Genomic DNA, 26,355 nt, shown 5'->3' on the forward strand with positions numbered 1-26,355 from the left:
GATGACCGCCTTCACGGTCGTTGTGGTGCTGGTCGTCGCCGCTGCGGGTCTCCTGCGGTGGCGGCGTCCCGCCTGGTACTGGCTGACCTTCGGCGTTGCCCTCGCCACGCTGCGGGTCCTGGTCCGCTACTCCTCGGTCATGGACGCCTGCGGGCTGACGGTCCCGCCCTCCCGCTGGCGTCTGGCCCTGGCGCGGGTGGCCAACCGGGACGTCCCGCAGTCTCGCCCGCCGCGCATCCTGCGCATCCGCCCGACCCGTACCGGCCTGGTCCTGCGGCTGGGTCTGCGCCCGGGACAGGACGCCTTCGACGTCGCGGCGGCCTCGGACCGGCTGCGGCACTCCTTCGGCCTGTACGGCGTCACCTCGCGGGAGCTGCGCTCCGGTGTGGTCGAGGTGCGGATGACGGGCTACGACGTCCTCAAGCGGGTGCAGATGCCCGCCGGGACCGACACCCGCCCCATGCGGGTACCGGTCGCCCTGCGCGAGGACGGCTCGGTGCACTACCGCGACTACCGGGCCGTCCCCCACGGGCTCACGCTCGGTGCCACGGAGTCCGGGAAGTCCGTCTACCAGCGCAACCTGGTCGCCGGGTTCGCTCCGCTGGATGTCGCGCTGGTGGGAATCGACTGCAAGCAGGGAGTGGAACTCTTCCCGCTGGCACGCCGGTTCTCCGCGCTCGCCGACAACCCCGACACCGCCCTCGCCCTCCTCGAAGCGCTGGTCGCGCACATGGAAGACGTCTACCAACTGATCCGGGCCGAACAGAGGATCACCGTCGACGTGCCGGACATCGAGATCGCCGCCGACATCTTCGACCTGCCCGCCGACCTGCGCCCGGTCCCCATCGTCGTCTTGGTCGACGAGGTCGCCGAACTCGCCCTCTTCGCCACCAAGGAGGACGAGAAGCGGCGCGACCGGATCATCACCGCACTGGTCCGCCTCGCCCAGCTCGGCCGCGCGGCCGGCATCTACCTGGAGATCTGCGGGCAGCGCTTCGGCTCCGAACTCGGCAAGGGCATCACCATGCTCCGTGCCCAGCTCACCGGCCGCACCGCCCACCGCGTCAATGACGAGTCCTCTGCGAGCATGGCCTTCGGCGACATCTCCCCGGACGCCGTCCTCGCTGCCATCCAGATCCCCACCGAGACCCCCGGCATCGCCGTCACCGGGGATTCCTCCGGCGGCTGGACCCGTATCCGTGCTCCGCACACCTCGCTGCGCGAGGCCGTGAACATCTGCAACAAGCACGCTGAGCGCACCCCGGACTTGCCCGCCCTGGCGGCCTTCCGTCCCGCGGTCGCCCTGCTGCCCTCGGCCCGCGTGCCGCTGTCCAAGACAGCCCCCGCCACCGTCTGACCTCACCCCTCTCCTCGGTCGGCGCGACCCCTGCGCGCCAAGTCCCTACCCCCTGCATGCCTCACGACAGGAAGGAACGCCCGTGTTCTGCGAGCACTGCGGCGACACCGACGGCACCGAGACCGGCGTCGACCACGACGAACGCGACTGCCCCTGGTACGACGCCGACACCGACGACACCCCCGTGACGATCGATGCCGCCGAGCTGGCCGACACCCTCCAGGCCACGGCGGACGGTTCCCTCGCCCTGCGCGCCGCGGTCGGCCTCCTCATCGACCACGGCCTGTGGGTCAAGCGCCTCGCCGAGCGGCCCGCCCTGCTGCTGATCGACTACTCCGGCACCATCCCCGACGCCTACGGCGTCGACTGGCCCAAGGTCGTCACGGCCCTGGAAGCCAAGGACCTGTCCGCCTCCAGCGGAGAACTCCGCATCCTGGCCATCGCCGCATCCCTCGCCGACACGACCGCCCGCATCCCGCTCGGCGACGCCGTCACCGGCCTCGACACCAGGAACCTCGCCCTGGTCCTGAAGGCCATAACCCTGGCCAACGGCCGACCCGCGGCGAGGTGACCGTCATGGCCTCGCGACTGCGTGTCGATGCCGTCCTCGTCCAGGCCGTCATCGCAGGTGCGCTCTCCTTCGCCCACCTGCACGACCTCGCCGCCGCTGCCGGACAGGACGGCTGGAAGGCCTGGGCCTACCCGATCTCCGTCGACCTGCTCCTGGTCGCGTCCTGGCGGCGGCTGCGCTCGGACGGTCCGTCCCGGCTGGCCTGGTGCTGGTTCGTGACCGCCCTGGTGGCCTCGCTCGGTGCCAACGTCGCCACCGCCGGACTCCTCGACCTCGGCCAGGTCCCGGCCTGGCTGCGCATCCTCGTCGCCGCCTGGCCCGCACTGGCCTTCATGGGCGGCACCCTCCTCGCCCACTCGACCGAATCCCCGGCGCCCATTCCGCCGGCACCCGCCCTCGAAGCCGAACCCCACCACGACACCCGCCCCGAACAACCGACCCCCGCCGTGGAGTTGGACGCCGCCCCTGTGTCTGAGGCCGAGGACATCCTCGCGCTTCCCGCTCCTGAGCCCGTCCCCGCTGTCCCGGCTCCGCCGGTCCCGGCCGCGCTGGTCGACCACGCCCGCAAGGTCGCCGACGACCACCACGCCCGTACCGGCTCGCCGATCGACACCGACACCCTGCGCGCCCGCCTCGGCGTCCCGCCCCAGCTGGCCGACGCCATCGCCGCCCAACTCGCCTGACCCGAAGGGAAACGACCCTCGATGCCTGCCCGCGATCACTTCCACTCCGTCATGCGGATCGGCCCCGTGCAGATCGGCACCCACCGCGACCGCCGCGGCCACACCAAGCACGCCGCCGTCTGCACCAACGACCGCTGCGGCTGGTCCGCCGACTACACCAGCCAGACCGCCGCCCAGCTCGCCGCCCGCACCCACCGCTGCAAGGTCCGCTAGGAGGCCCTCGCCATGGACGTCCCCCTCTGGTTCGCCCTCGCCGTCGTCGGCTACCTCGGCTGCAAGCTCATCCGCCCGCCGCTCTGGCTGGTCCTGGTGCTGTTCCTCGGCGGCTACCTCATCGCCGACAGCCTGCTCGCCCCCGTCATCGACACCGCCATCAAGTAGGGAGATCCGCCATGCTCCGCCCCAAGCTCCCGGTCATGCCGCAGCCCACCGGCCTCGTCACCCCGCCCGCCCGGGTCGTCGAGCCGACCGCCGTCATCCAGCAGCAGCCCGCCCCTGTTGCCCCGCCGGTCGCCCCGGTCGCGGCCCCGGTGTCCTCACGGCCCATGGTGCAGCTCACCCCGGGGTCTGTGCTCGCCCTGGTCGGCGGCGGAACGGCCGTGGTCCTGGTGGTCGGCACCGTCCTGGTCTCGATGCTCCTCGCGGTCGCCGTCACCGCCGTCTCGGTCGCCGTCTGCGCCCTGGTCATCCGCTCGCTCAACTCCTCCCAGCACTGCCGCTGAAGGGTCCCCGGGGCGACGCACAAGCCGCCAAGCACGCCGCCGGACCTCGGGGACCGCGCTCCACCAGCCAACCGCCATCGCCAAGGAGAACGTCATGGACCCGCACACGACCGTGAGCATCCTGCCGTTAGTCGGCTGGGCCCTGCACGGCGGCATCCTCGCCCGCCGCCTCGCCTGCGCCCGCCGCGACCCGCTCACCGGCCTGCACACCCGCGCCGGATGGACCGACCGCGCCCACCACCTCATCCGCCGGCATCCGCACGCCGCCGTGCTCCTGGTCGACCTCGACCGCTTCAAGGCCCTGAACGACACCCACGGCCACGCCGCCGGGGACGCCGCCCTCGTCGAGACCGCCGACCGGCTGCGCGCCTGGTGCGGACGCAACGGCACCGCCGGCCGACTGGGCGGGGATGAGTTCGTCGCCGTGGTCCGGGACCTGGCCGCCGCCGACCTCGGCGCGCTCACCGCCGCGCTTCACCGGCCGCTCGACTACGGCGGCGTCTCGCTGCCGCTGGCCGCCTCGGTCGGGGTCTGCGCCGTCGCCGATCTGTCGGTGCCCGTTCTGGCTGATGCGCTCGCCGCCGCCGACGCGGCCATGTGCGCCGCAAAGGGCCGTGGCCGACGGGGCTCCCGCGCCTCTCGCTGACCGGCCACCGGGTGGCGCACAAGCCGCCAAGCACGCCGCCACCCGGGGCCGTTCCTTCCAACCGCAATCGCAAGGAACCCCCATCATGGCCCACCACAGCTCGCCCTCGCCGAGGATCTGCCCGGCTTGCGACGGCTTCGCCTCCGTCGCCGTCACCCTCGGCGGACGCGACCACCGTGGCCACCTGCGCACCGTCACCGCGCACTGCCCGGCCTGCCACGGCACCGGCACCGCCCGCCGCCGCAACCGGGAGGGCGCCTGTGCCTGACGCCCTGCTCGACCCGACCACCCTCGGCGACCTGCTGAGGGTGGCTTCGGCGTCTGACTTCGACCGCTGGGAAGACCAGATCCGCCGCACCGGCGGCTGCGCCGACCCCATCCACCTGACCGGCTGGACCCTCACCAAGGACAAGACCACCGGCGAGACGCTGCACCGCTACTCCACCGAGAACGAGCCCGGCGGACGCCTGCGCCTAGCCTGCGGCAACCGCCGCGCATCCCGCTGCCCGTCCTGCGCCTGGACGTACGCGGGCGACACCTACCACCTGATCCGCGCCGGGCTGGCAGGGGACGACCGCCGCGACATTCCCGCCACCGTCCGCAACCATCCCCGCGTCTTCGCCACCCTCACCGCCCCGTCCTTCGGTCGTGTCCACAACCGGCCCGACCGGGGCGTCTGCCGCTGCGGCACCCGCCACCAGGCCGACGACCCCGCGCTTGGCACCGCCCTCGACCCGACCACGTACGACTACGCGGCCGCGGTCCTCTTCAACAACCACGCCAGACAGCTCTGGCAGCGCTTCACCAACCGGCTCCGCCGCGAGATCGCCGCCCGCGCCGGCCTCTCCCAGCGAGAACTGAAGGAGGCCGCCCGCCTCTCCTACGGCAAGGTCGCTGAGTTCCAGAAGCGCGGCGTGCTGCACTTCCATGCCGTGATCAGGATCGACGGCCCCGACGGACCGGACACCCCGCCCCCGGCCTGGGCCACGGTCGACCTCCTCGCCGCCGCCATCCGGGCCGCCGCCTTCCACTCCTACACGTCGGTGTCAGCGCCCGCGGCCGGGGACCAGCCCGCCCGTACCTTCCGCTGGGGCACACAACTCGACGTCCGCCCGATCAAGGCCTTCGGTGACGGCTCCGACATCACCGAGCAGGCCGTCGCCTCCTACGTCGCCAAGTACGCCACCAAGGCCGCCGAGAACACCGGCACCCTCGACCGCCGCATCGGCGAACTCTCCGAACTCGACCGCCACCACGTACCCGACCACGCCCGCCGCCTCATCACCGCGTGCAAGGAACTCGACCCGCTCTACCCCGACCGCCGCCTGTGGGCCTGGGCCCACATGCTCGGCTTCCGCGGCCACTTCTCCTCAAAGTCCCGCCGCTACTCCACCACCCTCGGCGCACTCCGCCAGACACGCGCCGACTACCGCGCCGCCCAGGAACACGCCGCCCTCGGCCTGGACGACGTCGAGCCCGACACCGTCCTCGTCCTGGCCGACTGGCAATACGCCGGACACGGCCACACTCCCGGCGAATCCGCCCTCGCCGCCACCATCGCCCGCAACCTCCAGCACAACCGCGAAACCGCCCGCGAAGCGATACGCGACCAGCTCGCCCTGGAAGGAACCGCCGCATGACCGTCACCACGCTTCCCGAGCGGTACCTGACTCCGGTCGACCCGAACGACGTACGCGCCTGGGTGGGCTCTCTCATGGAAGGGGCCGCGTAGTGGCTGGGCACATCCAAGACCGCTGGTACAAGGCCGAGACCACCTCGGACGGAAAGACCGTCAAGGTCAAGACGGACCGGCACGGCAACGGCATGCGCTATCGCGCCCGCTACATCGGTCCCGATGGGACGGAGAAGTCCAAGAGCTTCCCGGACGGAAAGAAGCGCCTCGCCGACCAGTGGCTCGCGCGCATCGATGCGGACATGTCGCGTGGCCACTACGTCGACCCCAAGGCCGGGAAGGTCACCTTCCAGCAGTACGCCACCGAGTGGCTGGCGGGGCAGACGACCGACCCGACGACTCGGGAGAACACAGAGCGTCGCCTTCGGCTTCATGCCTTCCCGTACCTCGGAAGCCGTCCGCTCTCCTCGCTCCAGCCGTCCGACATCCGAGCTTGGATACGCAAGCTGGAGGACGCGGGAAGCGGCGGATCGTCGCGCCGCGTGATCTTCGGGAACGTGTCGGCGGTGCTCGCCGCCGCAGTTGATGACGGCCGCCTCGCGCGCAATCCCTGCGGGGTTCGCTCGGTCCGGCGCCCGAAGCCCGCCCCTGGTCGCGTCGCGCCGTGGTCCGCAGACCGTGTGTTCTCCGTGCGGCGGGGGCTGCCTGAGTGCTTCCGCGCCATGGTCGACGTCGGGGCCGGATGCGGACTTCGGCAAGGGGAGATCTTCGGGCTGGCCGTCGACGAGGTGGATCTGCTGTCCGGCGTTCTGCACGTCACGCAACAGGTCAAGGTCGTGGAACGGAAGCTGGTCTTCGCCCCGCCGAAGAACGGCAAGCTCCGCGACGTGCCGCTGCCGGACTCGGTCGCCCTCGCGCTCGCCGAGCACATGACGGCCTTCCCGCCGGCCGAAGTCACATTGCCCTGGATGCGCCCCGACGGAGAGCCGGTGACCAGGCTCTTGTACTTCACAGGTGCTGAGGGCGGGGCGGTCTGGCGCAACGCCTTCAACGTGCACGCCTGGAAGCCCGCGCTCGCCGCGGCGGGAGTGATCCCCAAGCCCAGGCCCGGAGAGCGGTACAAGGAAGCCCGCGAAGACGGCATGCACGCGCTACGGCACTTCTACGCCTCGGTGCTCCTCGACTCCGGGGAGAGCATCAAGGCGCTGAGCGCCTACCTCGGTCATGCCGACGCAGGGTTCACGCTCCGCACCTACACCCATCTCATGCCGAGCAGCGAGACCCGTACCCGGAACGCCGTCGACGAGATGTACCGGACGGCCCGTAAGCCCCCGACGGCCCCCTGACGGCCCACGGCTTCCGCACCCGCCCCTGATCATCGGGAAACCGCTGGTCAGGGGCATTCTCGTCCTGTCCGTGGACTACTTTAACTAGAACTGGTTTCAAGAGACCCGAAGTGCCGGGCCGAAGGCGGAGGTTGGGGGAGTGCACGGGAGTGCAGGGGAGTGCGGGGATCCGTCCCGCACCGTGGACTCCTCCCACTGGAACTGGTATCAGTTCCAGTGCGATGCGCAATGCTGACGCATCGTCAGAACTGCTGTCAGGAACCACTCTCACGAACCACTCTCACGAACCACCGTCAGAAACCGTCGATCCGTCGGGAGGCGGCAGCGATGAGCGACGACCTCGTCGAGCACGGAAAGCTCTACATAGGCGGTGAGCTGGTCGATCCGGCCGGCCGCGACACGATCGAGGTCGTCTCGCCGCACACCGAACGGGTCATCGGCCGCGTCCCGCACGCCTCGCGGGCCGACGTCGACCGGGCGGTGGCCGCGGCCCGTACGTCCTTCGACTCCGGCATCTGGGCGCGGGCGCCGCTGGCGGAACGGATCGCGGTGGTCACCCGTATCAAGGACGCCGTCGCCGTACGCAGTGAGGAGATCGCCAGGGTCATCAGCGCGGAGAACGGGACCCCGTTCACCTCCGGTGTCATGGTGCAGTCGCTGGCCGCGATGATGGCGTGGGACGCCGCGCTGACCGTGGCCCGGGACTTCGCCTTCGAGGAGCGCAGGGACGGGGCGCTGGGGCCGATTCTCGTACGGCGCGAGCCGGTCGGGGTGGTCGCGGCCGTGGTGCCGTGGAACGTCCCGCAGTTCACCGCCGCCGCCAAGCTGGCCCCGGCCCTGCTGGCGGGCTGTTCGGCGGTGCTGAAGGTGTCGCCGGAGACCCCGCTCGATGCGTACCTCCTGGCGGAGATCGCGACCGGGGCCGGGCTGCCGGAGGGGGTGCTGTCGATCCTGCCGGCGGACCGCGAGGTGAGCGAGTACCTGGTGGGGCACCCGGGCGTCGACAAGGTGTCGTTCACCGGCTCGGTGGCGGCGGGCAAGCGGGTCATGGAGGTCGCCTCCCGCAACCTCAGCCGGGTCACCCTCGAACTCGGCGGCAAGTCCGCGGCGGTGATCCTGCCGGACGCGGATCTGGACGCCGCGGTGGCCGGGATCGTCCCGTTCGCCTGGATGATCAACGGGCAGGCGTGCGTGGCCCAGACGCGCATCCTCGCCCCGCGCAGCCGCTACGACGAGATCGCCGAACGGTTCACCGCGGCGGCCTGTGCCCTCACGGTCGGCGACCCGCTGGATCCGGCCACCGAAGTGGGCCCCCTGGTCGCCCGCCGCCAGCAGCAGCGGTCGCTCGACTACATCGCACTCGGCCGGCAGGAGGGCGCCAAGGTCCTGACCGGCGGCGGCCGCCCCAAGGACCAGGCCGCCGGCTGGTACGTCGAGCCGACCCTCTTCGGCGAGGTCGCCAACTCCATGCGGATCGCCCGCGAGGAGATCTTCGGCCCGGTCATCTGCCTGCTGCCCTACGACGACGAGGCGGAGGCGGTACGCATCGCCAACGACTCCGACTACGGCCTGTCGGGCTCGGTGTGGACGGCCGACGTCGAGCACGGCATCGACATTGCGCGGCGGGTGCGCACCGGTACGTACTCCGTGAACACCTTCAGCATCGACATGCTCGGCCCGTTCGGCGGCTACAAGAACTCCGGGATCGGGCGGGAGTTCGGGCCCGAGGGCTTCGGCGAGTATCTGGAGCACAAGATGATCCATCTGCCGGCGGGTGCGTGATGGCGGACCGCTGGCGGGTGGAGGTGGACCGGAGCGTGTGCATCGGCTCCGGGATGTGCGCCGCCGTGGCGCCCGGGGGTACTCCCCAAGCTACCGCCGGGGGGACCCCCACCCGGTCGGACACCGGGGGAGGCTTCCGGCTGGATTCGGCGCGGCAGTCGCACCCGGTGGCCCCGGAGACGGACGCCGACGAGAACGTACTGGCGGCGGCCGAGGGGTGCCCGGTCGAGGCGATCACGATCACGGTCGCGGAGACGGGGGAGAGGGTGTTCCCGCCGGAGGAGTGAGGCGGGGTGGGGCGGGGGGTGGGGTCGGGGCCCTTAGGGGTGGTCCCCTAAGGGTTGAGAGGGCCCCTTGCGGATCCAACTACCCGGGGCGGGGGGAGGGTTAACGCGGACGGGACGTCACCGCGATCAGGCGGCAGACCGTTTCGATGTCGATCTTGACCTGGGCGATGGAGGCGCGGCCCGACAGCCAGGTGATCAGGGCCGAGTGCCAGGTGTGCTCGATGACCCGGACCGCGGAGAGCTGTTCGGGGGTGGGCGGGCCGTCCAGGCTCATGGCGTCCAGGATGATCGCGGTGGTCAGCCGGGAGACGGTGTCCACCTCGGGGCTGACGGAGCGGTCCGCGAAGGTCAGGGCGCGCACCATCGCGTCCGCGAGATGCGGTTCGCGCTGGAGGGCGCGGAAGGCCCGCATCAGGGTCTGGGCGACGCGGGCGCCCGGGTCCTCCTCCGACGGCGGGCGTTTGCGCAGGGTTTCGTGCAGGTGCTGGAGCTGGTCCTGCATGGTGGCGACCAGCAGATGCACCTTCGAGGGGAAATAGCGGTAGAGGGTGCCGAGTGCGACGCCCGACAGCTCGGCGACCTCCCGCATCTGTACGGCGTCGAATCCGCCACGGGACGCCAGCTTGGCGCTGGTGTGCAGAATGCGGCGGCGCCGGGCCTCCTGACGTTCGGTCAGGGGAGGACTCGCGGGAAGCTCCGGCCTGGCCGGCTTGGATTCCGTAGTCATATGTCCCATTCCGTGGCTTTCCATCCGCGATGCGGTGAGTGCCGGTGCTGTGATCGGCACAGCATGGCAGGGGGTCGGGTGGTGGCGCGAATCACCTGGTGCGCCTCTGTCGCCCTCGTTTCCGGCCGGTAGATTCAAGGCTTCGTGAACTGGTCGGTAACCGGTCGGCGAGCCGATCGCCGGCCGGTCGCCGGGGGTCCGCCGCGGCCGGTCGCCGGTCGGGGTGGCCGATCGACGGCCGCCCGTCGGCCGATCAGTTCTGAAACTTGTTCTAGATTACCGCCAGCGGTTACGCTCCGGCGAAAGTCCAGCGAGAAGGGGGCCGAGCGTGACCGCAGAGGCCGTCCAGGCAGCCGCGCCCCGCCCGGCAGAGGCCCCCTCGGCCCCTGTCCCTACGGGCGGCGACCGGCCCCTGAGCATTGCGATGCTCACCTACAAGGGGAACCCGTTCTGCGGCGGACAGGGCGTCTACGTACGGCATCTCTCGCGCGAGCTGGCACGGCTGGGCCACACCGTCGAGGTCATCGGCGCCCAGCCCTACCCCGTCCTCGACGAGGGGGTGACCCTGACCAAGCTGCCCAGCCTCGACCTCTACCGCCAGCCCGACCCGTTCCGGACGCCGAAACGCGACGAATTCCGCGACTGGGTCGACGCCCTCGAAGTCAGCACGATGTGGACCGGCGGCTTCCCCGAGCCGCTCACCTTCTCGCTGCGCGCCCGGCGCCATCTCGCCGCCCGCCGCGGCCAGTTCGACGTCGTCCACGACAACCAGACCCTCGGCTACGGCCTGCTCGGCGGCCCCGGCGCGCTCGGCGCCCCGCTGGTGACCACCATCCACCACCCCATCACCGTCGACCGCCGCCTGGACCTGGCCGCCGCCACCGACTGGAAGCGCCGCGCCTCCGTCCGCCGCTGGTACGGCTTCACCCGGATGCAGAAGCGCGTCGCCCGCCGCCTGCCGTCCGTGCTGACCGTCTCCGGCTCCTCCCGCCAGGAGATCGTCGAGGACCTCGGCGTACGCCCCGACCGCATCCATGTCGTGCACATCGGTGCCGACACCGACCTCTTCTCGCCCGATCCCGCCGTCCCCGAGGTGCCGGGGCGGATCGTGACCACCTCCAGCGCCGATGTCCCCCTCAAGGGCCTGATCCACCTGGTGGAGGCGCTCGCCAAGGTCCGCACCGAAAACCCCGACGCGCATCTGGTGGTCGTCGGCAAGCGCGCCGACGACGGGCCGGTCGCCGCCGCGATCGAACGGCTCGGACTGTCCGGCGCCATCGAGTTCGTCAAGGGCATCAGCGACGCCGAACTCGTCGATCTCGTCCGCGGCGCCCAGATCGCCTGCGTCCCCTCCCTCTACGAGGGTTTCTCGCTGCCCGCCGCCGAGGCGATGGCCACCGGGACGCCGCTGCTGGCCACCACCGGCGGCGCCATCCCCGAGGTCGCCGGGCCCGACGGCGAGACCTGCCTGGCGGTGCCCCCGGGCGACGCCGGTGCGCTCGCCGCCGGACTGCTGCGCCTCCTGGGCGACGACACCCTCCGCCGCCGCCTCGGCGCGGCCGGCCGCGAACGTGTCCTGGCCCGCTTCACCTGGCGGCAGGCCGCCATCGGCACCGCCGAGCGCTACCGCGAGGCCCTCGCCCGCCAGGGCGGCAGTCAGCTCGGCTCGTCGTTGGCCGCCACCCGCCGTACGTAACACCCAGCCGAGCAGCCCACCCCCGAGCCCCCGCCCGTCGCCCGACCTCCACCCCCAGAAGACGGCGCTCACGCGCCGACCGCCCATCTACCGCCGCCGTCGAAAGCAGAACGCTGTGCTGACCGTCGACTTTTCCCGTTTCCCGCTCGCCCCGGGCGACCGCGTACTCGACCTGGGCTGTGGCGCCGGCCGGCACGCCTTCGAGTGCTACCGGCGCGGCGCGCAGGTCGTCGCCCTCGACCAGAACGGCGAGGAGATCCGCGAGGTCGCCAAGTGGTTCGCCGCGATGAAGGAGGCCGGCGAGGCCCCGGCCGGTGCCTCGGCCACCGCCATGGAGGGCGATGCGCTGGCCCTGCCGTTCCCCGACGAGAGCTTCGACGTCGTGATCATCTCCGAGGTGATGGAGCACATCCCCGACGACAAGGGCGTGCTCGCCGAGATGGTCCGCGTCCTGCGGCCCGGCGGCCGGATCGCGGTCACCGTTCCCCGCTACGGCCCCGAGAAGATCTGCTGGGCGCTCAGCGACGCCTACCACGAGGTCGAGGGTGGCCATATCCGCATCTACCGCGCCGACGAACTGCTCGGCAAGATGCGCGAGGCGGGTCTGGAACCGTACGGGACCCACCATGCGCACGGGCTGCACAGTCCGTACTGGTGGCTCAAGTGCGCGTTCGGCGTGGACAACGACAAGGCGCTGGCGGTGAAGGCGTACCACAAGCTGCTGGTCTGGGACATCATGAAGAGGCCGCTGGCCACGCGGCTGGCCGAGCAGGCGCTCAACCCCGTCATCGGCAAGAGCTTCGTCGCCTACGCCACCAAACCGCATCTTCCGGAGAATGCGGCCGCCGACGCGGCGAGCGAGCCCGCCGCCAAGACCCGTGAGCCCGCGGCCAAGCCCGCCACCGAGCGCGCTGCCAAGCCCGCTACCGAGCGCGCTGCCAAGCCCGCCGGCAAGACCTCCGCGAAGACCCCCGCCCAGCGCGCCGCCAAGTCGGCCGCCCCCTCCGCCAAGCGCGCCTCCGGGGCCGCCAAGTGACGAGTCCCGGGCGTACCGAACGGCTGGTGCTGCCGGGGGTGCTCACCGCCGAACAGGCGGCGCGCACGGTCGCCGGCATCCTGGCGACCCAGCGCGAGGACGGCGCGATCCCCTGGTTCCGCGGACACCACCTCGACCCGTGGGACCACACCGAGGCCGCCATGGCCCTGGATGCGGCCGGCGAACACGAGCGCGCCGAGGCGGCGTACGACTGGCTGGTGCGGCACCAGAACCCCGACGGTTCCTGGTACGCCGCCTACGCCGACGGCGACGCCGAGGCGCCCACCGACCGCGGCCGGGAGACCAACTTCTGCGCCTATATCGCCGTCGGCGTCTGGCACCACTACCTGTCCACCGGCGACGAGACCTTCCTCGACCGGATGTGGCCCGCCGTCCACGCGGCCATCGCCTTCGTCCTGGAACTCCAGCAGCCCGGCGGCGAGATCGGCTGGAAGCGCGAGGACGACGGCACCCCTGTCACCGACGCGCTGCTGACCGGCTCCTCCTCCGTCTACCAGGCGCTGCGCTGCGCCCTGGCCCTCGCCGAGCAGCGCGAGGAGCCCCAGCCCGACTGGGAACTGGCGCTCGGCCGCCTGGGCCATGCGATACGCCGCCACCCCGAACGCTTCCTGGACAAGTCCCGCTACTCCATGGACTGGTACTACCCGGTCCTGGGCGGCGCGGTCCGCGGCGAGGCGGCCGAGGCGCGGATCGACGCCGAATGGGAGCACTTCGTGGTGCCCGGCCTGGGCGTGCGCTGCGTCCTGCCCAACCCCTGGGTCACCGGCGGCGAGAGCGCCGAACTGGCGCTCGCGCTGTGGGCGATGGGGGAGTCCGAGCGGGCCGTGCAGATCCTCAAGTGGATCCGGCATCTGCGCGCCGAGGACGGCATGTACTGGACCGGCTATGTCTTCGAGGACGAGGCGATCTGGCCCCGGGAACTCACCTCCTGGACGGCCGGTTCGGTGCTGCTCGCGGTGGCCGCACTGGGCGGGGACGAGGCGACCACCATGGTGTTCGGCGGCGAACAGCTGCCGACGGGGCTCGACCCGGACTGCTGCCGGTAGGCGCGGCGGCATCAGCGGCACGGCATCAGCGGCCCCGGCGCGCCGTCAAATAGGACGCCCCGGGTCCGCGATGCGCACTACCGTGCGGCACATGACTCTTCAGGGATCCCTCACCCACGAGGAATACTGCGCCCAACTCCTCGACGAGACCGCCGAGTTCCGCAAGATCGTGCGCAGCGCCGATCTCTCGGCGACCGTGCCCACCTGCCCCGACTGGACGCTCGCCGATCTCGCCCGGCATGTCGGAGGCGCGCATCGCTGGGTCGGCACGCTCGTCGCCACCCGCGCCTTTGAGAACGTCGACCGTGCGGACGTCCCCGAGGCCGCCGGGCCCGAGGGCGAGGACGCCGCGGCGCTGGACGCCTGGCTGGCGGCGGGCGTCGAACAGACCGTGGCCGCGCTGCGGGAAGCCGGGCCCGATACCAAGGTGTGGAGCTGGACGACGGCCCACGACGCGGGGTTCTGGGCCCGCCGGATGGTCCATGAGACGGCCATCCACCGCGCCGATGCCGCGCTGACCGCCGGCGTCCCGTTCGACCTCCCGGCGCCGGTCGCCGCCGACTGTCTGGAGGAGTGGCTCCAGATCGGCGAGCTGCCGATGGTGGTGGCCCGTTTCGCCGAACGCGGGCGCACGGCGTTCGGCCCCGGCCGGACGCTCCACATCCACGCCACCGACGCCCCGCCCGAGCTGAACGCCGAATGGCTGCTCGACCTCACGGGGGAGGCGCCCACCCACCGCCGCACCCACGAGAAGGCCGCGGTCGCGCTGCGCGGCGGCCTCACCGATGCGCTCCTGGTCCTCTACCGCAGGCTGCCCGCCGACAGCGACCGGGTCGAGGTGCTGGGCGAGCGCGAGGTGCTCGACCAGTGGCTGGAGTGGGCGTCCTTCGGGTGAGCGGCCGGCCGGGCTCAGGAGTTCAGCTCGGCCAGCACCCGTAGCGTGTGCGGGTCCGGCGCCGTCACCAGGAGGTCGGTGACCGGGCCCGTACGCCACAACTCCAGCCGCTCGGCGATCCGTTCGCGCGGGCCGACCAGTGAGATCTCGTCGGCGAAGGCGTCCGGTACGGCCAGCACCGCCTCCTCCTTGCGGCCCTGGAGGAAGAGGTCCTGGATCCGCCGCGCCTCCGCCTCGTATCCCATCCGCGCCATCAGATCGGCGTGGAAGTTCTTTGCCGCATGGCCCATCCCGCCGATGTAGAAGCCGAGCATCGCCTTGACGGGCAGCAGCCCCTCGGCGACGTCGTCGCAGAGCACGGCGCGCGCCATGGGGGCGATGAGGAAGCCGTCGGGCGCGTCGGCCAGCGACGTCGCATGGACGTCGGTGCGCTGCGGCGACCAGTAGAGCGGCAGCCAGCCGTCCGCGATCCGGGTGGTCTGCGCGATGTTCTTGGGGCCCTCCGCGCCCAGCAGGACAGGCAGATCGGCGCGCAGCGGGTGGGTGATGGACCTGAGCGGTTTGCCCAGGCCGGTTCCGTCCGGGCCGCGGTAGGGGTGCGGATGGAAGAGCCCGTCCGCCGCCACCGGGCCCGCGCGGCGCAGGACCTGGCGGATCACGTCCACGTACTCGCGGGTGGCGGTCAGCGGGCTCTTGGGAAACGGCCGCCCGTACCACCCCTCGACGACCTGCGGCCCGGACAGCCCCAGGCCCAGCAGCATCCGGCCGCCGGAGAGATGGTCCAGCGTCAGCGCCTGCATGGCGGTGGCGGTGGGCGTACGGGCGGCCATCTGTGCGATGCCGGTGCCGAGTCCGATCCGGGAGGTGTGCGCGGCGATCCAGGTCAGTGCGGTGAAGGCGTCCGAGCCCCAGGCTTCCGCGGTCCACACCGAGTCATAGCCGAGCCGCTCGGCCTCGCGGGCGAGTTCGAGATGCCGGGGGTCGGGGCCGCGGCCCCAGTAGCCCAGCGCCAGACCGAGTCGCATACCGCCGCCCCTCTCTCCCGTTCCTGACACTGCGTCAGAAAGTGGAGTGCCCGGCGAACTGTACGACCGCGTCCCGGACATGGCAACGCACGGGCACCGGCACGGCGACGGCCCCCCGCCCGCGAGGGGCGAGGGGCCGGGGAAAGGACCGCTGTGCGTCCGGCGTGCGTCCGGCGCCGGTGCGAGGCCGTCAGCCGCGCTGGATGCCGGTGGTGTCCTGGAGGACGCCGCGCCGGCCGTCCTGGGTCTGCGCGATCAGGGCCTGGCCGCGCTGCTCGACCGCGAGGTACCAGGTGCCGGGCGCGAGTTCGGCGATCGGCGCCGCGGCACCGTCCTCACCGTAGAGCGGACGGGCGACGGGCACCGCGAACCAGAACGGCGCGAAGTCGGACGGAGTCCCGGCCGCCGGGGTGGCACCCGCCGGGGCGGCCTGGGCCGCCTGCGGCGCCGCGCCCTGCGCACCGCCCGCCGTCGCATCGGCCGGCTGCTGCTGGCCGTAGGGCTGGCCGGCCTGCGGCTGACCGGGCTGCTGGCCGCCCGGGTAGCCGTAGCCACCGGCCTGGGGCTGCTGCTGGGCGCCGGGGTAGCCGTAGCCGGGGTTGGGGTTCACACCGTACGGCGACGGGCCGCCGGCCGGCTTGTCCGAGATCAGCGCGGCGTTCAGCGCGGGCACCAGCGGGCCGGCGACCGCGGCGCCGGCCAGGACCAGGGCGGCGATCAGGCCGACGATGATGCCGGGACCGGCGCTCGTGATGTCGACGATGGTCCAGAACGCCGTCCACGCCGCGAAGATGGTCAGGCCGACACCGAACTGGCCGAGGTCGAGACCGCCGACCTTGCGCTGCTGCGGCAGCGCACGATTGATGACGATGATCGCCGCGCCGATCACCCCCGCCATGTAGATGCTCATCACGGTACCCAGCATGTGCCAGGCGTTGAAGCTGGAGGAGGCCACCGCGTCCTGGCAGACCTTGGCATACGGGCCGGAGCAGTCCGGGCCACTGACGAAATTGAGGAACGAGGCGATGAACAGCAACACCGCTGCTCCGATCACCACGCCGTCGCCTCGAGTGAGGGAGCGGATGTTCACGTAAGGGTCCTTTGTCTTTTTCGTGGGTCTGGTCGACGCTGTCGCTGGCGCGCACGGTACGAGGCACGGCAGGGCCCCATCGTAAAGGGGAACCCGTCGCCGAATCCGCCGGGCCGTCTTCTTGGTATCGGTTCCCGTACGGAATGCCGTATCGCCCGCCGTAACGGATGCCGTACGGATGGCGTACCGCGCCGGGCATCGCCACGACCGGTCAGCTCGTCAGGAAGTCCGTAATGCCCTCGGAGATCCCGCGCGCCGCGTTTTGCCGCCATGCGGCATCGGTCAAATGCGCCGCATCCTTCGGATCGCGCATATTGCCGCATTCGATGAACACCTTCGGCACCGTGGAGAGGTTGAGGCCGCCGAGATCGGAGCGTACGTCAAGACCCGTACCGCCGCCGATGTAATTGGACGGCGCGCTTCCGGTGACCGCCACGAACCGCCCGGCCACCCGCTCCCCCAACTGGCGCGAGGGCGCGACGATCGCGGAGGTGTCGGCCGCACCGGCCGTCACGCGCGCGGGCAGGATGACGTGGAAGCCGCGGTTCCCGACCGCCGAACCGTCCGCGTGGATGGAGATCGCGGCATCGGCATGCGCCTTGTTACCGGCGGCCGCGCGCTCGTCCACACACGGGCCGAACGGGCGGTCGCCGTCCTGGGTGAAGACGACCTTGGCGCCCTGGTGCTGAAGGATCGTACGGGCCCGGCGCGCGACGTCCAGGGTGAACGACGCCTCGGCGTATCCGGCGTCGGTGGAGGTGCCGGTGGTGTCGCACTCCTTGCGCTCGTTGCCGATGTTCACCAGCCGGGCGATCTCCCGGACATGATTGTGGTTGCGCGTGTTGTGCCCGGGGTCGATCAGTACGGTCTTCCCCTTGAGGCTGCCGTGCGGGTTCCCCTTGCCGGAGTGCGCACCGGATCCGCTGTCCTGGGAGCCGTCCCCCTTGCCGTCCTTCTTGTCCGGACGGTTGCCGTCGCCCGCGGACGCGCTCGGTGCGGGGTGCGCGGCCCCCGGTGGCGCTCCGCCGCCGCCTCTCAGCGACCGGAGCACCAGATAGCCCGCGCCGGCGGCCACCAGGACGGCGGCCAGGACGACGAGGACGATGGCGCCGCGCGGGCGGCGGGGCGGGGGGAAGGTACTGCCGTTCGACACGTCCGCGATCGTAGCCCGCGCCGCCCGGGTCGCCCGTCCGGCCTGTTCGGACGGGCGACCCGGGTCGGGTGTCAGATGCCGGACCCGGTGCGCCGCAGGACGTGCAGCGAACCGTGCACCGCGACCTCGGTGAAGGCGCCGGACTCCAGCGCCCGGCGGTAGATGCGGTACGGCGCCTGGCCGCCGTCCGCCGGGTCCGCGAAGACGTCGTGGATGACCAGCAGGCCCCCGGGCGCGAGATGCGGCGCCCAGCCCTCGTAGTCGGCGGTGGCGTGCTCGTCGGTGTGCCCGCCGTCGATGAACACCAGCCCCACCGGCGCACCCCAGACGGCCGCGGCCTGCGGGGACCTGCCCACCAGGGCGATCACCTGCTCCTCCAGGCCGGCGGCGTGCAGGGTCCGGCGGAAGGTGGGCAGCGTGTCCATCCGGCCGACCTCCGGGTCGACGACCGTCGGGTCGTGATACTCCCAGCCCGGCTGCTGCTCCTCGCTGCCCCGGTGGTGGTCGACGGTGACGGCCATCACGCCCGCGGCCCGCGCGGCGTCCGCCAGCAGGATCGTGGACCGGCCGCAGTAGGTGCCGACCTCCAGCAGCGGCAGCCCGAGCGCCGCCGCCTCGACCGCGGCGGCGTGGAGGGCGAGCCCCTCGTCCACGGGCATGAAGCCCTTCGCCGCCTCGAACGCGGCGAGAATCTCCGGCTGCGGAGCTGTCGGAGCCGTGGGAGCGGCCATGGGCTTCCTCCTGGTGTGCGGTCGGGGCCGGGTCCGGCTCATGCTGCCGTACGGGGCGCGGCGGGCGACGTGCGGGGCGGGCTGCCTGACGTGCGGGGGGGCGACGGGGGCGCGATATCCGCTCGGCCGCCCCGTCCGGCGCTGTATCGGCTCCAAGCCTCACATCTCCGGAATCACATCTTCCGATTCTGGATATGCACTTCGCGGTTCGCTTTTCTTCGTCGTCGACTTGCCCGCTTGCCTGATTGCCCGATTCCCCGCAAGTCCGAATGCGGAAATTCCGCACCGGCTGCGGCAGTGGAGGCACATGGGACAACCGGCGACAACCGGCGACGGAAATTCATCAAACCGTTTCCTTTTCGGATCCGGACCGTTTCCCGTCAAATGGTGCTCCGGCTGCTGAAAGGCGCCGAGCGCACGCCCGGTCCGCAGACGGCGGCGGCGCGCACCGGGGCCCACCCTCCCCGGGTGCCTGACCTTCCGTCAGATTGAAACGTGTTCTACCCTGCCCCGCATGGGCATCGGAATCACGCAAGAACACCGTGACCTGGCCGAGGCGACGCGTGGTTGGGCCGCGCGGGCCGTACCGCCCGAGGAGATCCGCACACTGCTCGACGCCCCACCCCAACGGCACGGCAGGCCCGCCCACTGGGACCGGCTCGCCGCGCAGGGCCTGCTCGGACCGCATCTGCCCGAGGCCGACGGCGGAGGCGGCGGCGCACTGCTCGACCTCGCCGTCGTCCTGGAGGAGATGGGCCGCGCCGCGCTCCCGGGCCCGTATCTGCCCACCACCCTCGCCGCCGAACTGCTCCGCCGCGCCGGACACCGGGACCTCGTACGGGCCCTGGCCACCGGCGAACTCCTCGCCGCCGTCGCACTCGGCACGGGCTCGCTCACCGCCGTCCAGGAGGCGGACGGCTACATCCTGGACGGAACCGCGCCCCCGGTCCTGGCCGGCGGTGACGCCGACGTGATCGTGCTCGCCGCTACGGCCCCCACGGGCCCGGTCTGGCTGGCGGCCGACGCCGCGACGCTGACCGTACGGGTCCAGGAGAGCGCCGACCCCACCCGGCCGGTCGCCGAGGTGAGCGCGGACGGCGTCCTGGTGCCCGCCGCACGCCTCCTGGCCGTCGACGGCGCGCTCGTCCGCGACCTGGCCGGCGTCCTGTTCGCCGCCGAGTCCTGCGGTACGGCCGGCCGGGCGCTGGAGACCGCCGCCGAACACGCCGCGGTACGCGAACAGTTCGGCCGCCCCATCGGCCAGTTCCAGGCGGTCAAACACCTCTGCGCCGACATGCTGGTGCGCTGCGAACAGGCCCGCGCCCTGGTCTGGGACGCCGCCCGCGCCCTGGACGAACCGCCCGCCGTCCGCGGCCTGGTCGCCGCGCTGGCCACCGCCACCGCCCTGGACGCCGCCCACACCTGCGCCAAGGACTGCATCCAGATCCTCGGCGGCATCGGCTTCACCTGGGAACACGACGCCCATCTCCATCTGCGCCGGGCCACCGTCGCCCGCCAGCTCCTCGGCAGCGGCGACAGCCACCGCCTGCGCGCCGCCCGCCACGCCACCGGCGGCGCCCGCCGCGCACTGCGCCTGGACCTCCCGGCCGAGGCGGCGGCACACCGCACACAGGCCCGTACGGTCATCGACGCGGCCCGCGGCCTCGACCCCGCCGCCGCCCGCCGCGCCCTGGCCCCCACCGGCTACGCCGCCCCGCACCTCCCCGAGCCCTACGGCCTCGGCGCCGGTCCCGTCCGGCAACTGGCCGTCCAGCAGGAACTGCGGGAAGCCGGCGTCGAGATCAGCGACCTGGGCATCGCCACCTGGGTCATCCCCTCCCTCATCGCCCACGGCACCAAGGAGCAGCAGGACCGTTATCTGCCGCCCTCCCTGCGCGGTGATCTGCTGTGGTGCCAGCTGTTCTCCGAGCCGGAGGCGGGCTCGGACCTGGCCTCGCTGCGCACCCGCGCCGAGCGGGTGGACGGGCCCGGCGGCGGCTGGCGGATCAACGGCCAGAAGGTGTGGACCTCGGCCGCCCAATGGGCCGACCACGGCATCCTCCTCGCCCGTACGAACCCGGACGCGCCCAGACACAAGGGCCTGACCTTCTTCCTCGTCGACATGAAGACCCCGGGGATCGACATCCGGCCACTGAAGGAGATCACCGGCGACGCGCTCTTCAACGAGGTCTACTTCGACGACGTCCTGCTGCCCGCCGATGCGGTGGTCGGCGAGATCGACAACGGCTGGAAGGTCGCCCGTACCACCCTGGACAACGAACGCGTCCATATGGCCGACCAGTTGACCTTCGACACGGGGCTGGAGGCCCTCCTGGAACGCTCCGCGGATCTGGACGGTTCCGTACGGGCGCGGGTGGGCGCGCTGGCCGCCGAGGCGCATGCGCTGGGGTGCATCGGGCTGCGTACCACGCTTCAGCAGGTGTCGGGGCTGGAGCCCGGCGCCGGCGCGGCCGTCCGCAAGCTCGTACAGACCCCGCATCAGCAGAAGGTCGCCGAACTCGCGCTGGAACTCCTCGGACCGGCCGGCGCGGTACGCGAGGGCGCGGGCGAACGGGCCCTGCACGGCTTCCTGATGTCCCGCTGCCTGACCATCGCGGGCGGCACCACCCAGGTCCAGCTCAATGTGGTCGCGGAGCGGCTGCTGGGGCTGCCGCGCGATCCGGAGCCCCGGCCGTTGATCTGAGGGCCGGCCGGTGGTGTCTTCCGGCTGCTGTCCGGCGGGCGTCCAGCGACCGTCCGGGCGGCTTCCCGGCGACCGCTTGGCGTACTTCCCGTTCCCGGCAACTCCTCGGCAACTCCCTGTTCCCGGCAACTCCCTGGTGACTCTGGAGGATGCGCATGACCGGCAAGGCGTACATCATCGGCGTCGGGATGACCGCGTTCGAGAAACCCGAGACCCTCGACTGGCAGTACTGGGACATGGCCAAGGAGGCGGGCGGCGCGGCGCTCGCCGACGCCGGTATCGACTACGAGGCCGTCGAGCAGGTGCCCGTCGGCTACTGCTACCAGCCCTCGACGGCCGGCCAGCGCGCCGCGTACGAACTGGGTCTGACCGGCATCCCCGTCTACAACGTCAACAACAACTGCGCGACCGGATCGACCGCTTTGATGATGGCCCGCCAGTTCGTCGAGGCGGGCATCAACGACTGTGTGCTGGCGCTCGGCTTCGAGAAGATGAAGCGCGGCGCGCTGGGCGGCGGCGCGGACGGCGGCGACTTCAGTACGTCTCCCGTCGCCCGCCACTACGGAGTGATGGCGGCCGCCCACGGCTTCGAGATGACCCCGCCCACCGCCCAGATCTTCGGCAACGCGGCCCGTGAGCACATGGAGCGGTACGGCACCACCATCGAACAGCTCGCCGCCGTCGGCGCCAAGAACCACCGGCACTCGGCGCACAACCCCTACGCCCAGTTCCAGGACGTCTACACGGTCGGGGAGGTCCTCGCCGCCAAGACCATTCACCGGCCGCTGACCAAGCTCCAGTGCTCCCCGACCTCCGACGGCGCGGCCGCGGCCGTCATCGCCTCCGAGCGCTTCGTCCGCGAACACGGGCTGGCCGACCGGGCGGTGGAGATCGCCGCCCAGGCGATGACGACCGACACCGACGAAAGCTTCGCCTCGGGCTCCTGCATCGATGTCGTCGGTAAGCCGATGTCCCGCGCCGCGGCCCGCCAGGTCTACGCGGCGAGCGGCCTGGGCATCGAGGACGTGGATGTCATCGAGCTGCACGACTGCTTCTCGATCAACGAGCTGCTGACGTACGAGGCCCTGGGCATGTGCCCCGACGGCGACGCGGGCAAGCTGGTCGCCGACGGCGCCACGACCCACGGCGGCCGCTGGGTGGTCAATCCGTCCGGCGGCCTGATCTCCAAGGGCCACCCCCTCGGCGCCACCGGCCTGGCCCAGACCGCCGAACTGGTCTGGCAACTCCGCGGCACAGCCGGCCCCCGCCAGGTCCCCGACGCCCACGTGGCCCTCGCCCACAACATCGGCCTGGGCGGAGCGGCGGTGGTGACGATGCTGCGGAGGTGAGGGAAGTGGGGTGAAGCGGCGTGAAGCGGCGTTAAGTGAAGTGGCGTGAGGTGAAGTGGCGTGGGGTGGCTGGCTATCCGCCTGTCCGCCTGCCCGGCCCGTGCGACCTAGGACCCGGGCAGCCGGGCGTTGCGTCGATATACCGATGCAGGGTGCATGAAACGAATGCGAACATGGTCCGCATGCCCCCGATAGCCGCCTCCCCCACCCTGTCCGGAACCGAGCGCCGTACGGCCGCGCCGCCCTGGCTGGTGATGCTGCTGGTGTGCGCGGGGCAGTTCCTCGTCGTGCTGGACGTTTCCGTCGTGAACGTGGCGCTGCCCGCCATGCGGACCGGGCTCGGGCTGAGCGAACTGGGCCTGCAATGGATCGTCAACGCCTACGTCATCACCTTCGCGGGCTTCATGCTCCTCGGCGGCCGGGCCGCCGACCTCTTCGGCCGTAAGCGGATCTTCGTCGTCGGGCTGGCGCTGTTCACCGTCGCGAGCCTGGCCGGCGGGCTGGCCCAGGAGCCCTGGCAGCTGATCGCGGCCCGCACCATCCAGGGCGTCGGCGCGGCGGTGCTCTCCCCGGCCACCCTCACGATCCTGACCACCTCCTTCCCGGCGGGCCCGGCGCGCACCAGGGCAATAGCCACCTGGACGGCGGTCGGCGCGGGCGGCGGTGCGGTGGGCGGTCTGGTCGGGGGAGTGCTCACCCAGTATCTGACGTGGCGTTGGGTGCTGTTGATCAATGTGCCGGTGGGGGCGCTGGTGCTGGCCGGTGCGGCGCTGTGGCTCATCGAGAGCCGGCAGGGCGCCGCGCGCCGCCTGGATGTGCCCGGCGCGCTCCTGGTGACGGCCGGGCTGGCGCTGGTGGCGTACGGCATCGTGCAGACCGAGACGGACGGATGGACCTCGGCGTCCGCGCTGCTGCCGCTGGCCGCCGGGCTCGTCGTGATCGCCGTCTTCATCGCCGTCGAGGCGCGTGCCAAGGCCCCGCTGATGCCGCTGGGACTCTTCCGGCTGCGCTCGGTTTCGTCCGCGAACGCGGCGATGGTGCTGGCCGGTGCCGCGATGTTCTCGATGTGGTACTTCTTGTCCCTCTATGCGCAAAATGTGCTGGCCTATACGCCGTTCCAGGCGGGGCTCTCGTTCATTCCGCACTCGCTGTCCATCGTCCTGGGCTCCAAGATCGGACCGCGGCTGATGAACCGGGTGGGCGCCAAGACCCTGGCCATCGCGGGCGCGGTGCTCTCCGCGTGCGGCATGGCCTGGCAGGGCACGATGGACGTCAACGGCACCTATCTCGGCACCATCCTGGGCCCCGGCATCTTGATGGCGCTCGGCGCGGGACTGACCGCCACCCCCGTCGCCTCGATCGCCACCTCCGGCGCCGACCCCGCCGACCAGGGCCTGGTGTCCGGCCTCATCAACACCTCCCGCCAGATGGGCGGCGCGCTCGGCCTCTCGGTCCTGTCCACCATCGCCGCCGCCCGGATCGCCCAAGGCCACGGCCGGGCGGCACTGGCGGCCGGCTACGGCCTGGCCTTCCACGTCGGGGCGGTGGTGCTGCTGGGCAGCATCGCGCTGATGATCCTCGCCCTGCCGCGCCGCCAGACGGACATCGGGCACGGCTGACCGGCCGGCCGGACGGCCGGACAAGGGGCAGACGGGCGGCCGGGCGAGGCTTTCGGCCGGGTGGTTGCCGGACCGGCGTCCGCCCGGTGGTCCCCAGCCCTACAGCCACCCGTTGCGCCGTGCCGCCCGTACCGCCTCCATACGATTGCGGGTCCCGGTCTTCCCGATGGCCGCCGAAAGGTAGTTGCGGACGGTGGCCTGGGACAGATGGAGCTTGCCGGCGATATCGGCGACCGTGGCGCCGTCCACGGCCGCGGTGAGCACATCGCGTTCGCGCGGGGTGAGCGGGCTGGGTCCGGCGCTCAGCGCGGCGGCGGCCAGGCCGGGGTCGATGACCCGCTCCCCGGCCAGTACGCGCCGGATGGCCGCCGCCAGATCCCCTACGGGCCCGTCCTTGACCAGGAAGCCGCACGCTCCGGCCTCCATCGCACGGCGCAGATAGCCGGGGCGGCCGAAGGTCGTGACGATCAGCACCTTGCAGGAGGGCAGCCGGTCGCGCAGATCGGCCGCGGCGTCCAGGCCGCTGCAACCGGGGAGTTCGATGTCCAGGAGGGCGACGTCGGGCCGGGCGTCCAGAGCGCTGGGGACGATCTGATCGCCCGTTGCCACCTGGGCCACGACCTCGATGTCCTCCTCCAGGTCGAGCAGCAACGCCAGCGCGCTCCGCATCATGCCCTGGTCCTCGGCCAGCAGGACCTTGATCACCGGGTCAACTCCTCCACATCCGCCATATCGCCCGTGCCGACCGGAAGTTCGGCCGTGACCCGGAATCCGCGCCGGCCGTCCGGGCCGCTGTGCAGCGTGCCGCCGGCCGCGGCCAGCCGCTCGGTCAGGCCCTTGAGCCCGGTGCCGCCCAGGGGACCGGGACGGCCACGATCCGCGGATTCGCGATACGCCGCGGCGCCTGCGCCGACCGGGCCGTCCGTACCGCCTGAACCGCTCGCACCGGCTGAACCGCTCGCACCGCCTGAACCGCTCGCACCGCCTGAACCGCTCGCACCGCTCGCACTGCCCGTATCTCCGGCCCCGTTCCGGTCGTTCGGCACGCCGACTCCGTTCATCCCGTCCCCGCCATCCCCCGTGTCGCCGCCGGCCGCCTCGCCGCCGCTTCCCGGAATCCTGTCCCGTAGCCAGGCCAGGCCATGCGCCGCGGCAGCACCGGAGCTTACGGGACCGCGGCCGTCGTCCGTGATCGTCAGCCGTACCCGGTCCGTATCGGCGTTGACGTCGATCTCGCAGCGGGTGGCGTGGCTGTGCCGGACGGCGTTGGTGACGCCCTCGCGGACCACCCAGCCCAGCAGCGCTTCGGCCTGGGTGGGCAGCGGCGGTCCCGCCTGCCGTACGACGGGCTCGATACCGGCCGCCTCCAGCACCGAGCGGGCCCGGTCCAGCTCGGTGCTCAGGCTGCCCTCGCGGTAGCCGGTGACCGCCTCGCGGATTTCGGTCAGAGCCTGGCGGCCGACCGCCTCGATATCGGCGGCCTGGCCGAGGGCCGCGTCCAGATTGCGCGGCGCCAGCCGCCGGACCGCCTCGGCCTTGACCACCACCACGGACAGGGTGTGCCCCAGCAGATCGTGCAGATCGCGGGAGAACCGCAGCCGCTCCTTCTCCACGGCCGAGCGGGCCAGTTCCTGGCGTGTGGCGTTCAGCTCCTGGATGGTGTCGAAGAGGCTGAGGACCGTGGCGGTGACCATGCCGGAGAGGAAGGTGCCGTAGCCGATGCCGAACGAGCCCCAGGGATCTTTGTCGTGCCAGCCCGACAGATAACCCGCTGTCCCGCTGAGCGCGATCAGCCACAGGGCCAGCTTCTTGCCGCGCAGGGTACGCACCGTGCCGGAGGCCAGCGACAGAAGGGGGAAGAACACGAACCATTCGCCGCCGAAGCCCAGCGCGATGGCGAAGGTGAGGGCGGTCAGCACGCCCAGGGCGATTACCGGATAGCGGGAGTCGCGCAGCCGTGGGCTGAAGGCGGACCAGACGACGGTGACATAGAAGGAGTTGAAGGCGAGCAGGCCCAGGCTTGCCAGCCACGGGTGGTCCGTCTTGCCCTGGACGATGTTCGAGAACGCGCCCGTGCCCATCAGCAGCCAGGGCAGAAAGGCGTACTTGCCGGGCCCCTTGTCCGGTTTCTTGCCCCGCCCCCTGACGGTGCAGGAGCCGCCGTCCATGGCGACGTCGCAACCGGCGTCCTGCTGCTTTGTGTCGTGCACTGTCGCTTCCCAGGTTTGCGTCATCG

The 26,355-nt window shown here is 71.9% G+C and carries 26 protein-coding genes; 19 read left to right on the forward strand and 7 right to left on the reverse strand.

Annotation, left to right across the window (positions count from 1 at the left end; all coding sequences use genetic code 11):
• Nucleotide 1: 1 nt before the first annotated feature.
• The 12 genes from SNA_RS07990 to SNA_RS08040 all read left to right on the forward strand — a co-directional run bounded on the left by SNA_RS07990 (nucleotide 2) and on the right by SNA_RS08040 (nucleotide 9,027).
• Nucleotides 2-1,357 (forward strand): FtsK/SpoIIIE domain-containing protein, encoded by a 1,356-nt coding sequence (locus SNA_RS07990; RefSeq protein WP_030070600.1) that lies wholly within the window; start codon nucleotides 2-4, stop codon nucleotides 1,355-1,357.
• 82 nt (nucleotides 1,358-1,439) lie between these two features.
• The gene (locus SNA_RS07995) at nucleotides 1,440-1,928 is read left to right on the forward strand and encodes a hypothetical protein (protein WP_030070598.1); all 489 of its coding nucleotides are present in this window, start codon (nucleotides 1,440-1,442) and stop codon (nucleotides 1,926-1,928) included.
• Between the two features lie 5 nt (nucleotides 1,929-1,933).
• The gene (locus tag SNA_RS08000) at nucleotides 1,934-2,611 is read left to right on the forward strand and encodes a DUF2637 domain-containing protein (protein WP_044363954.1); all 678 of its coding nucleotides are present in this window, start codon (nucleotides 1,934-1,936) and stop codon (nucleotides 2,609-2,611) included.
• Nucleotides 2,612-2,632: 21 nt separating this feature from the next.
• Complete coding sequence (locus SNA_RS08005) at nucleotides 2,633-2,824, forward strand: mobile element transfer protein (RefSeq protein ID WP_030070594.1); 192 nt, start codon at nucleotides 2,633-2,635, stop codon at nucleotides 2,822-2,824.
• 12 nt (nucleotides 2,825-2,836) lie between these two features.
• Nucleotides 2,837-2,992 carry a hypothetical protein gene (locus tag SNA_RS41115; protein ID WP_104531933.1) on the forward strand — a complete coding sequence of 52 codons (156 nt, stop codon included), beginning with the start codon at nucleotides 2,837-2,839 and terminating at the stop codon, nucleotides 2,990-2,992.
• An 11-nt stretch (nucleotides 2,993-3,003) separates the two neighbouring features.
• Nucleotides 3,004-3,333 carry a hypothetical protein gene (locus SNA_RS08010; RefSeq protein ID WP_030070592.1) on the forward strand — a complete coding sequence of 110 codons (330 nt, stop codon included), beginning with the start codon at nucleotides 3,004-3,006 and terminating at the stop codon, nucleotides 3,331-3,333.
• Nucleotides 3,334-3,427: 94 nt separating this feature from the next.
• Complete coding sequence (locus SNA_RS08015) at nucleotides 3,428-3,979, forward strand: GGDEF domain-containing protein (RefSeq protein ID WP_044363955.1); 552 nt, start codon at nucleotides 3,428-3,430, stop codon at nucleotides 3,977-3,979.
• Nucleotides 3,980-4,064: 85 nt separating this feature from the next.
• Nucleotides 4,065-4,247, forward strand: coding sequence for a hypothetical protein (locus tag SNA_RS08020; protein ID WP_030070588.1), 183 nt, complete (start codon nucleotides 4,065-4,067; stop codon nucleotides 4,245-4,247).
• Nucleotides 4,240-5,619: a replication initiator protein RepSA gene (gene repSA, locus SNA_RS08025; protein WP_030070585.1), complete on the forward strand. Its 1,380-nt coding sequence runs from the start codon at nucleotides 4,240-4,242 to the stop codon at nucleotides 5,617-5,619. Before SNA_RS08020 ends, repSA begins: the two co-directional genes overlap by 8 nt.
• Nucleotides 5,620-5,710: 91 nt before the next feature.
• Nucleotides 5,711-6,958: a tyrosine-type recombinase/integrase gene (locus tag SNA_RS08030; protein WP_044363957.1), complete on the forward strand. Its 1,248-nt coding sequence runs from the start codon at nucleotides 5,711-5,713 to the stop codon at nucleotides 6,956-6,958.
• Between the two features lie 327 nt (nucleotides 6,959-7,285).
• A complete protein-coding gene (locus tag SNA_RS08035; RefSeq protein WP_030070581.1) occupies nucleotides 7,286-8,740 on the forward strand; it encodes an aldehyde dehydrogenase in 1,455 nt (484 codons plus the stop codon).
• On the forward strand, nucleotides 8,740-9,027 hold the full coding sequence (locus SNA_RS08040; RefSeq protein ID WP_030070580.1) for a ferredoxin: 288 nt from the start codon (nucleotides 8,740-8,742) through the stop codon (nucleotides 9,025-9,027). The genes SNA_RS08035 and SNA_RS08040 overlap by 1 nt, the downstream gene beginning before the upstream one ends.
• 100 nt (nucleotides 9,028-9,127) lie before the next feature.
• Here the strand turns inward: SNA_RS08040 and SNA_RS08045 are convergent, their stop codons facing one another.
• Complete coding sequence (locus SNA_RS08045) at nucleotides 9,128-9,754, reverse strand: TetR family transcriptional regulator (protein ID WP_030070579.1); 627 nt, start codon at nucleotides 9,752-9,754, stop codon at nucleotides 9,128-9,130.
• A 328-nt stretch (nucleotides 9,755-10,082) separates the two neighbouring features.
• On the opposite strand from SNA_RS08045, the gene SNA_RS08050 reads away from it, so the two are divergent.
• The 4 genes from SNA_RS08050 (at nucleotide 10,083) to SNA_RS08065 (ending at nucleotide 14,448) form a co-directional block, all read left to right on the forward strand.
• On the forward strand, nucleotides 10,083-11,450 hold the full coding sequence (locus SNA_RS08050) for a glycosyltransferase family 4 protein (RefSeq protein ID WP_044363959.1): 1,368 nt from the start codon (nucleotides 10,083-10,085) through the stop codon (nucleotides 11,448-11,450).
• 115 nt (nucleotides 11,451-11,565) lie between these two features.
• Nucleotides 11,566-12,486 (forward strand): class I SAM-dependent methyltransferase, encoded by a 921-nt coding sequence (locus SNA_RS08055; RefSeq protein WP_030070576.1) that lies wholly within the window; start codon nucleotides 11,566-11,568, stop codon nucleotides 12,484-12,486.
• The gene (locus tag SNA_RS08060; RefSeq protein WP_044363961.1) at nucleotides 12,483-13,553 is read left to right on the forward strand and encodes a prenyltransferase/squalene oxidase repeat-containing protein; all 1,071 of its coding nucleotides are present in this window, start codon (nucleotides 12,483-12,485) and stop codon (nucleotides 13,551-13,553) included. The genes SNA_RS08055 and SNA_RS08060 overlap by 4 nt, the downstream gene beginning before the upstream one ends.
• A 91-nt stretch (nucleotides 13,554-13,644) precedes the next feature.
• Nucleotides 13,645-14,448 carry a maleylpyruvate isomerase family mycothiol-dependent enzyme gene (locus SNA_RS08065; RefSeq protein WP_044364083.1) on the forward strand — a complete coding sequence of 268 codons (804 nt, stop codon included), beginning with the start codon at nucleotides 13,645-13,647 and terminating at the stop codon, nucleotides 14,446-14,448.
• 14 nt (nucleotides 14,449-14,462) lie between these two features.
• Here SNA_RS08065 and SNA_RS08070 read toward each other — a convergent pair whose 3' ends face one another.
• The 4 genes from SNA_RS08070 to SNA_RS08085 form a co-directional block, all read right to left on the reverse strand.
• The gene (locus SNA_RS08070) at nucleotides 14,463-15,473 is read right to left on the reverse strand and encodes an LLM class F420-dependent oxidoreductase (protein WP_030070573.1); all 1,011 of its coding nucleotides are present in this window, start codon (nucleotides 15,471-15,473) and stop codon (nucleotides 14,463-14,465) included.
• 190 nt (nucleotides 15,474-15,663) lie between these two features.
• Entirely contained in the window at nucleotides 15,664-16,563 is a 900-nt protein-coding gene (locus tag SNA_RS08075) for a DUF5336 domain-containing protein (protein ID WP_044363964.1), read from the reverse strand.
• A 211-nt stretch (nucleotides 16,564-16,774) separates the two neighbouring features.
• Complete coding sequence (locus SNA_RS08080) at nucleotides 16,775-17,716, reverse strand: N-acetylmuramoyl-L-alanine amidase (RefSeq protein WP_030070572.1); 942 nt, start codon at nucleotides 17,714-17,716, stop codon at nucleotides 16,775-16,777.
• 71 nt (nucleotides 17,717-17,787) lie between these two features.
• Nucleotides 17,788-18,447, reverse strand: coding sequence for a class I SAM-dependent methyltransferase (locus SNA_RS08085; RefSeq protein ID WP_030070571.1), 660 nt, complete (start codon nucleotides 18,445-18,447; stop codon nucleotides 17,788-17,790).
• A 514-nt stretch (nucleotides 18,448-18,961) separates the two neighbouring features.
• On the opposite strand from SNA_RS08085, the gene SNA_RS08090 reads away from it, so the two are divergent.
• The 3 genes from SNA_RS08090 (at nucleotide 18,962) to SNA_RS08100 (ending at nucleotide 24,119) form a co-directional block, all read left to right on the forward strand.
• Nucleotides 18,962-21,151 (forward strand): acyl-CoA dehydrogenase family protein, encoded by a 2,190-nt coding sequence (locus SNA_RS08090; RefSeq protein ID WP_044363967.1) that lies wholly within the window; start codon nucleotides 18,962-18,964, stop codon nucleotides 21,149-21,151.
• Between the two features lie 155 nt (nucleotides 21,152-21,306).
• On the forward strand, nucleotides 21,307-22,500 hold the full coding sequence (locus SNA_RS08095; protein ID WP_044363969.1) for a lipid-transfer protein: 1,194 nt from the start codon (nucleotides 21,307-21,309) through the stop codon (nucleotides 22,498-22,500).
• Between the two features lie 173 nt (nucleotides 22,501-22,673).
• Nucleotides 22,674-24,119, forward strand: a complete 1,446-nt coding sequence (locus SNA_RS08100) for an MFS transporter (RefSeq protein ID WP_030070566.1) — start codon at nucleotides 22,674-22,676, stop codon at nucleotides 24,117-24,119.
• A gap of 99 nt (nucleotides 24,120-24,218) precedes the next feature.
• Here the strand turns inward: SNA_RS08100 and SNA_RS08105 are convergent, their stop codons facing one another.
• Complete coding sequence (locus SNA_RS08105; RefSeq protein WP_030070565.1) at nucleotides 24,219-24,824, reverse strand: response regulator transcription factor; 606 nt, start codon at nucleotides 24,822-24,824, stop codon at nucleotides 24,219-24,221.
• Nucleotides 24,821-26,353, reverse strand: a complete 1,533-nt coding sequence (locus SNA_RS08110; RefSeq protein ID WP_063894072.1) for a histidine kinase — start codon at nucleotides 26,351-26,353, stop codon at nucleotides 24,821-24,823. The genes SNA_RS08105 and SNA_RS08110 overlap by 4 nt, the downstream gene beginning before the upstream one ends.
• Between the last annotated feature and the right edge of the window lie 2 nt (nucleotides 26,354-26,355).

The organism is Streptomyces natalensis ATCC 27448, from assembly GCF_000935125.1.
GTDB classification, from domain to species: domain Bacteria; phylum Actinomycetota; class Actinomycetes; order Streptomycetales; family Streptomycetaceae; genus Streptomyces; species Streptomyces natalensis.

Coding starts and splice junctions, on each gene's coding strand:
- SNA_RS07990 (WP_030070600.1), top strand. CDS start 2: ATGACCGCCTTCACGGTCGTTGTGGTGCTGGTCGTCGCCGCTGCGGGT.
- SNA_RS08000 (WP_044363954.1), top strand. CDS start 1,934: ATGGCCTCGCGACTGCGTGTCGATGCCGTCCTCGTCCAGGCCGTCATC.
- SNA_RS08005 (WP_030070594.1), top strand. CDS start 2,633: ATGCCTGCCCGCGATCACTTCCACTCCGTCATGCGGATCGGCCCCGTG.
- SNA_RS41115 (WP_104531933.1), top strand. CDS start 2,837: ATGGACGTCCCCCTCTGGTTCGCCCTCGCCGTCGTCGGCTACCTCGGC.
- SNA_RS08010 (WP_030070592.1), top strand. CDS start 3,004: ATGCTCCGCCCCAAGCTCCCGGTCATGCCGCAGCCCACCGGCCTCGTC.
- SNA_RS08015 (WP_044363955.1), top strand. CDS start 3,428: ATGGACCCGCACACGACCGTGAGCATCCTGCCGTTAGTCGGCTGGGCC.
- SNA_RS08020 (WP_030070588.1), top strand. CDS start 4,065: ATGGCCCACCACAGCTCGCCCTCGCCGAGGATCTGCCCGGCTTGCGAC.
- SNA_RS08035 (WP_030070581.1), top strand. CDS start 7,286: ATGAGCGACGACCTCGTCGAGCACGGAAAGCTCTACATAGGCGGTGAG.
- SNA_RS08040 (WP_030070580.1), top strand. CDS start 8,740: ATGGCGGACCGCTGGCGGGTGGAGGTGGACCGGAGCGTGTGCATCGGC.
- SNA_RS08045 (WP_030070579.1), bottom strand. CDS start 9,754: ATGACTACGGAATCCAAGCCGGCCAGGCCGGAGCTTCCCGCGAGTCCT.
- SNA_RS08065 (WP_044364083.1), top strand. CDS start 13,645: ATGACTCTTCAGGGATCCCTCACCCACGAGGAATACTGCGCCCAACTC.
- SNA_RS08070 (WP_030070573.1), bottom strand. CDS start 15,473: ATGCGACTCGGTCTGGCGCTGGGCTACTGGGGCCGCGGCCCCGACCCC.
- SNA_RS08085 (WP_030070571.1), bottom strand. CDS start 18,447: ATGGCCGCTCCCACGGCTCCGACAGCTCCGCAGCCGGAGATTCTCGCC.
- SNA_RS08090 (WP_044363967.1), top strand. CDS start 18,962: ATGGGCATCGGAATCACGCAAGAACACCGTGACCTGGCCGAGGCGACG.
- SNA_RS08095 (WP_044363969.1), top strand. CDS start 21,307: ATGACCGGCAAGGCGTACATCATCGGCGTCGGGATGACCGCGTTCGAG.
- SNA_RS08100 (WP_030070566.1), top strand. CDS start 22,674: ATGGTCCGCATGCCCCCGATAGCCGCCTCCCCCACCCTGTCCGGAACC.
- SNA_RS08110 (WP_063894072.1), bottom strand. CDS start 26,353: ATGACGCAAACCTGGGAAGCGACAGTGCACGACACAAAGCAGCAGGAC.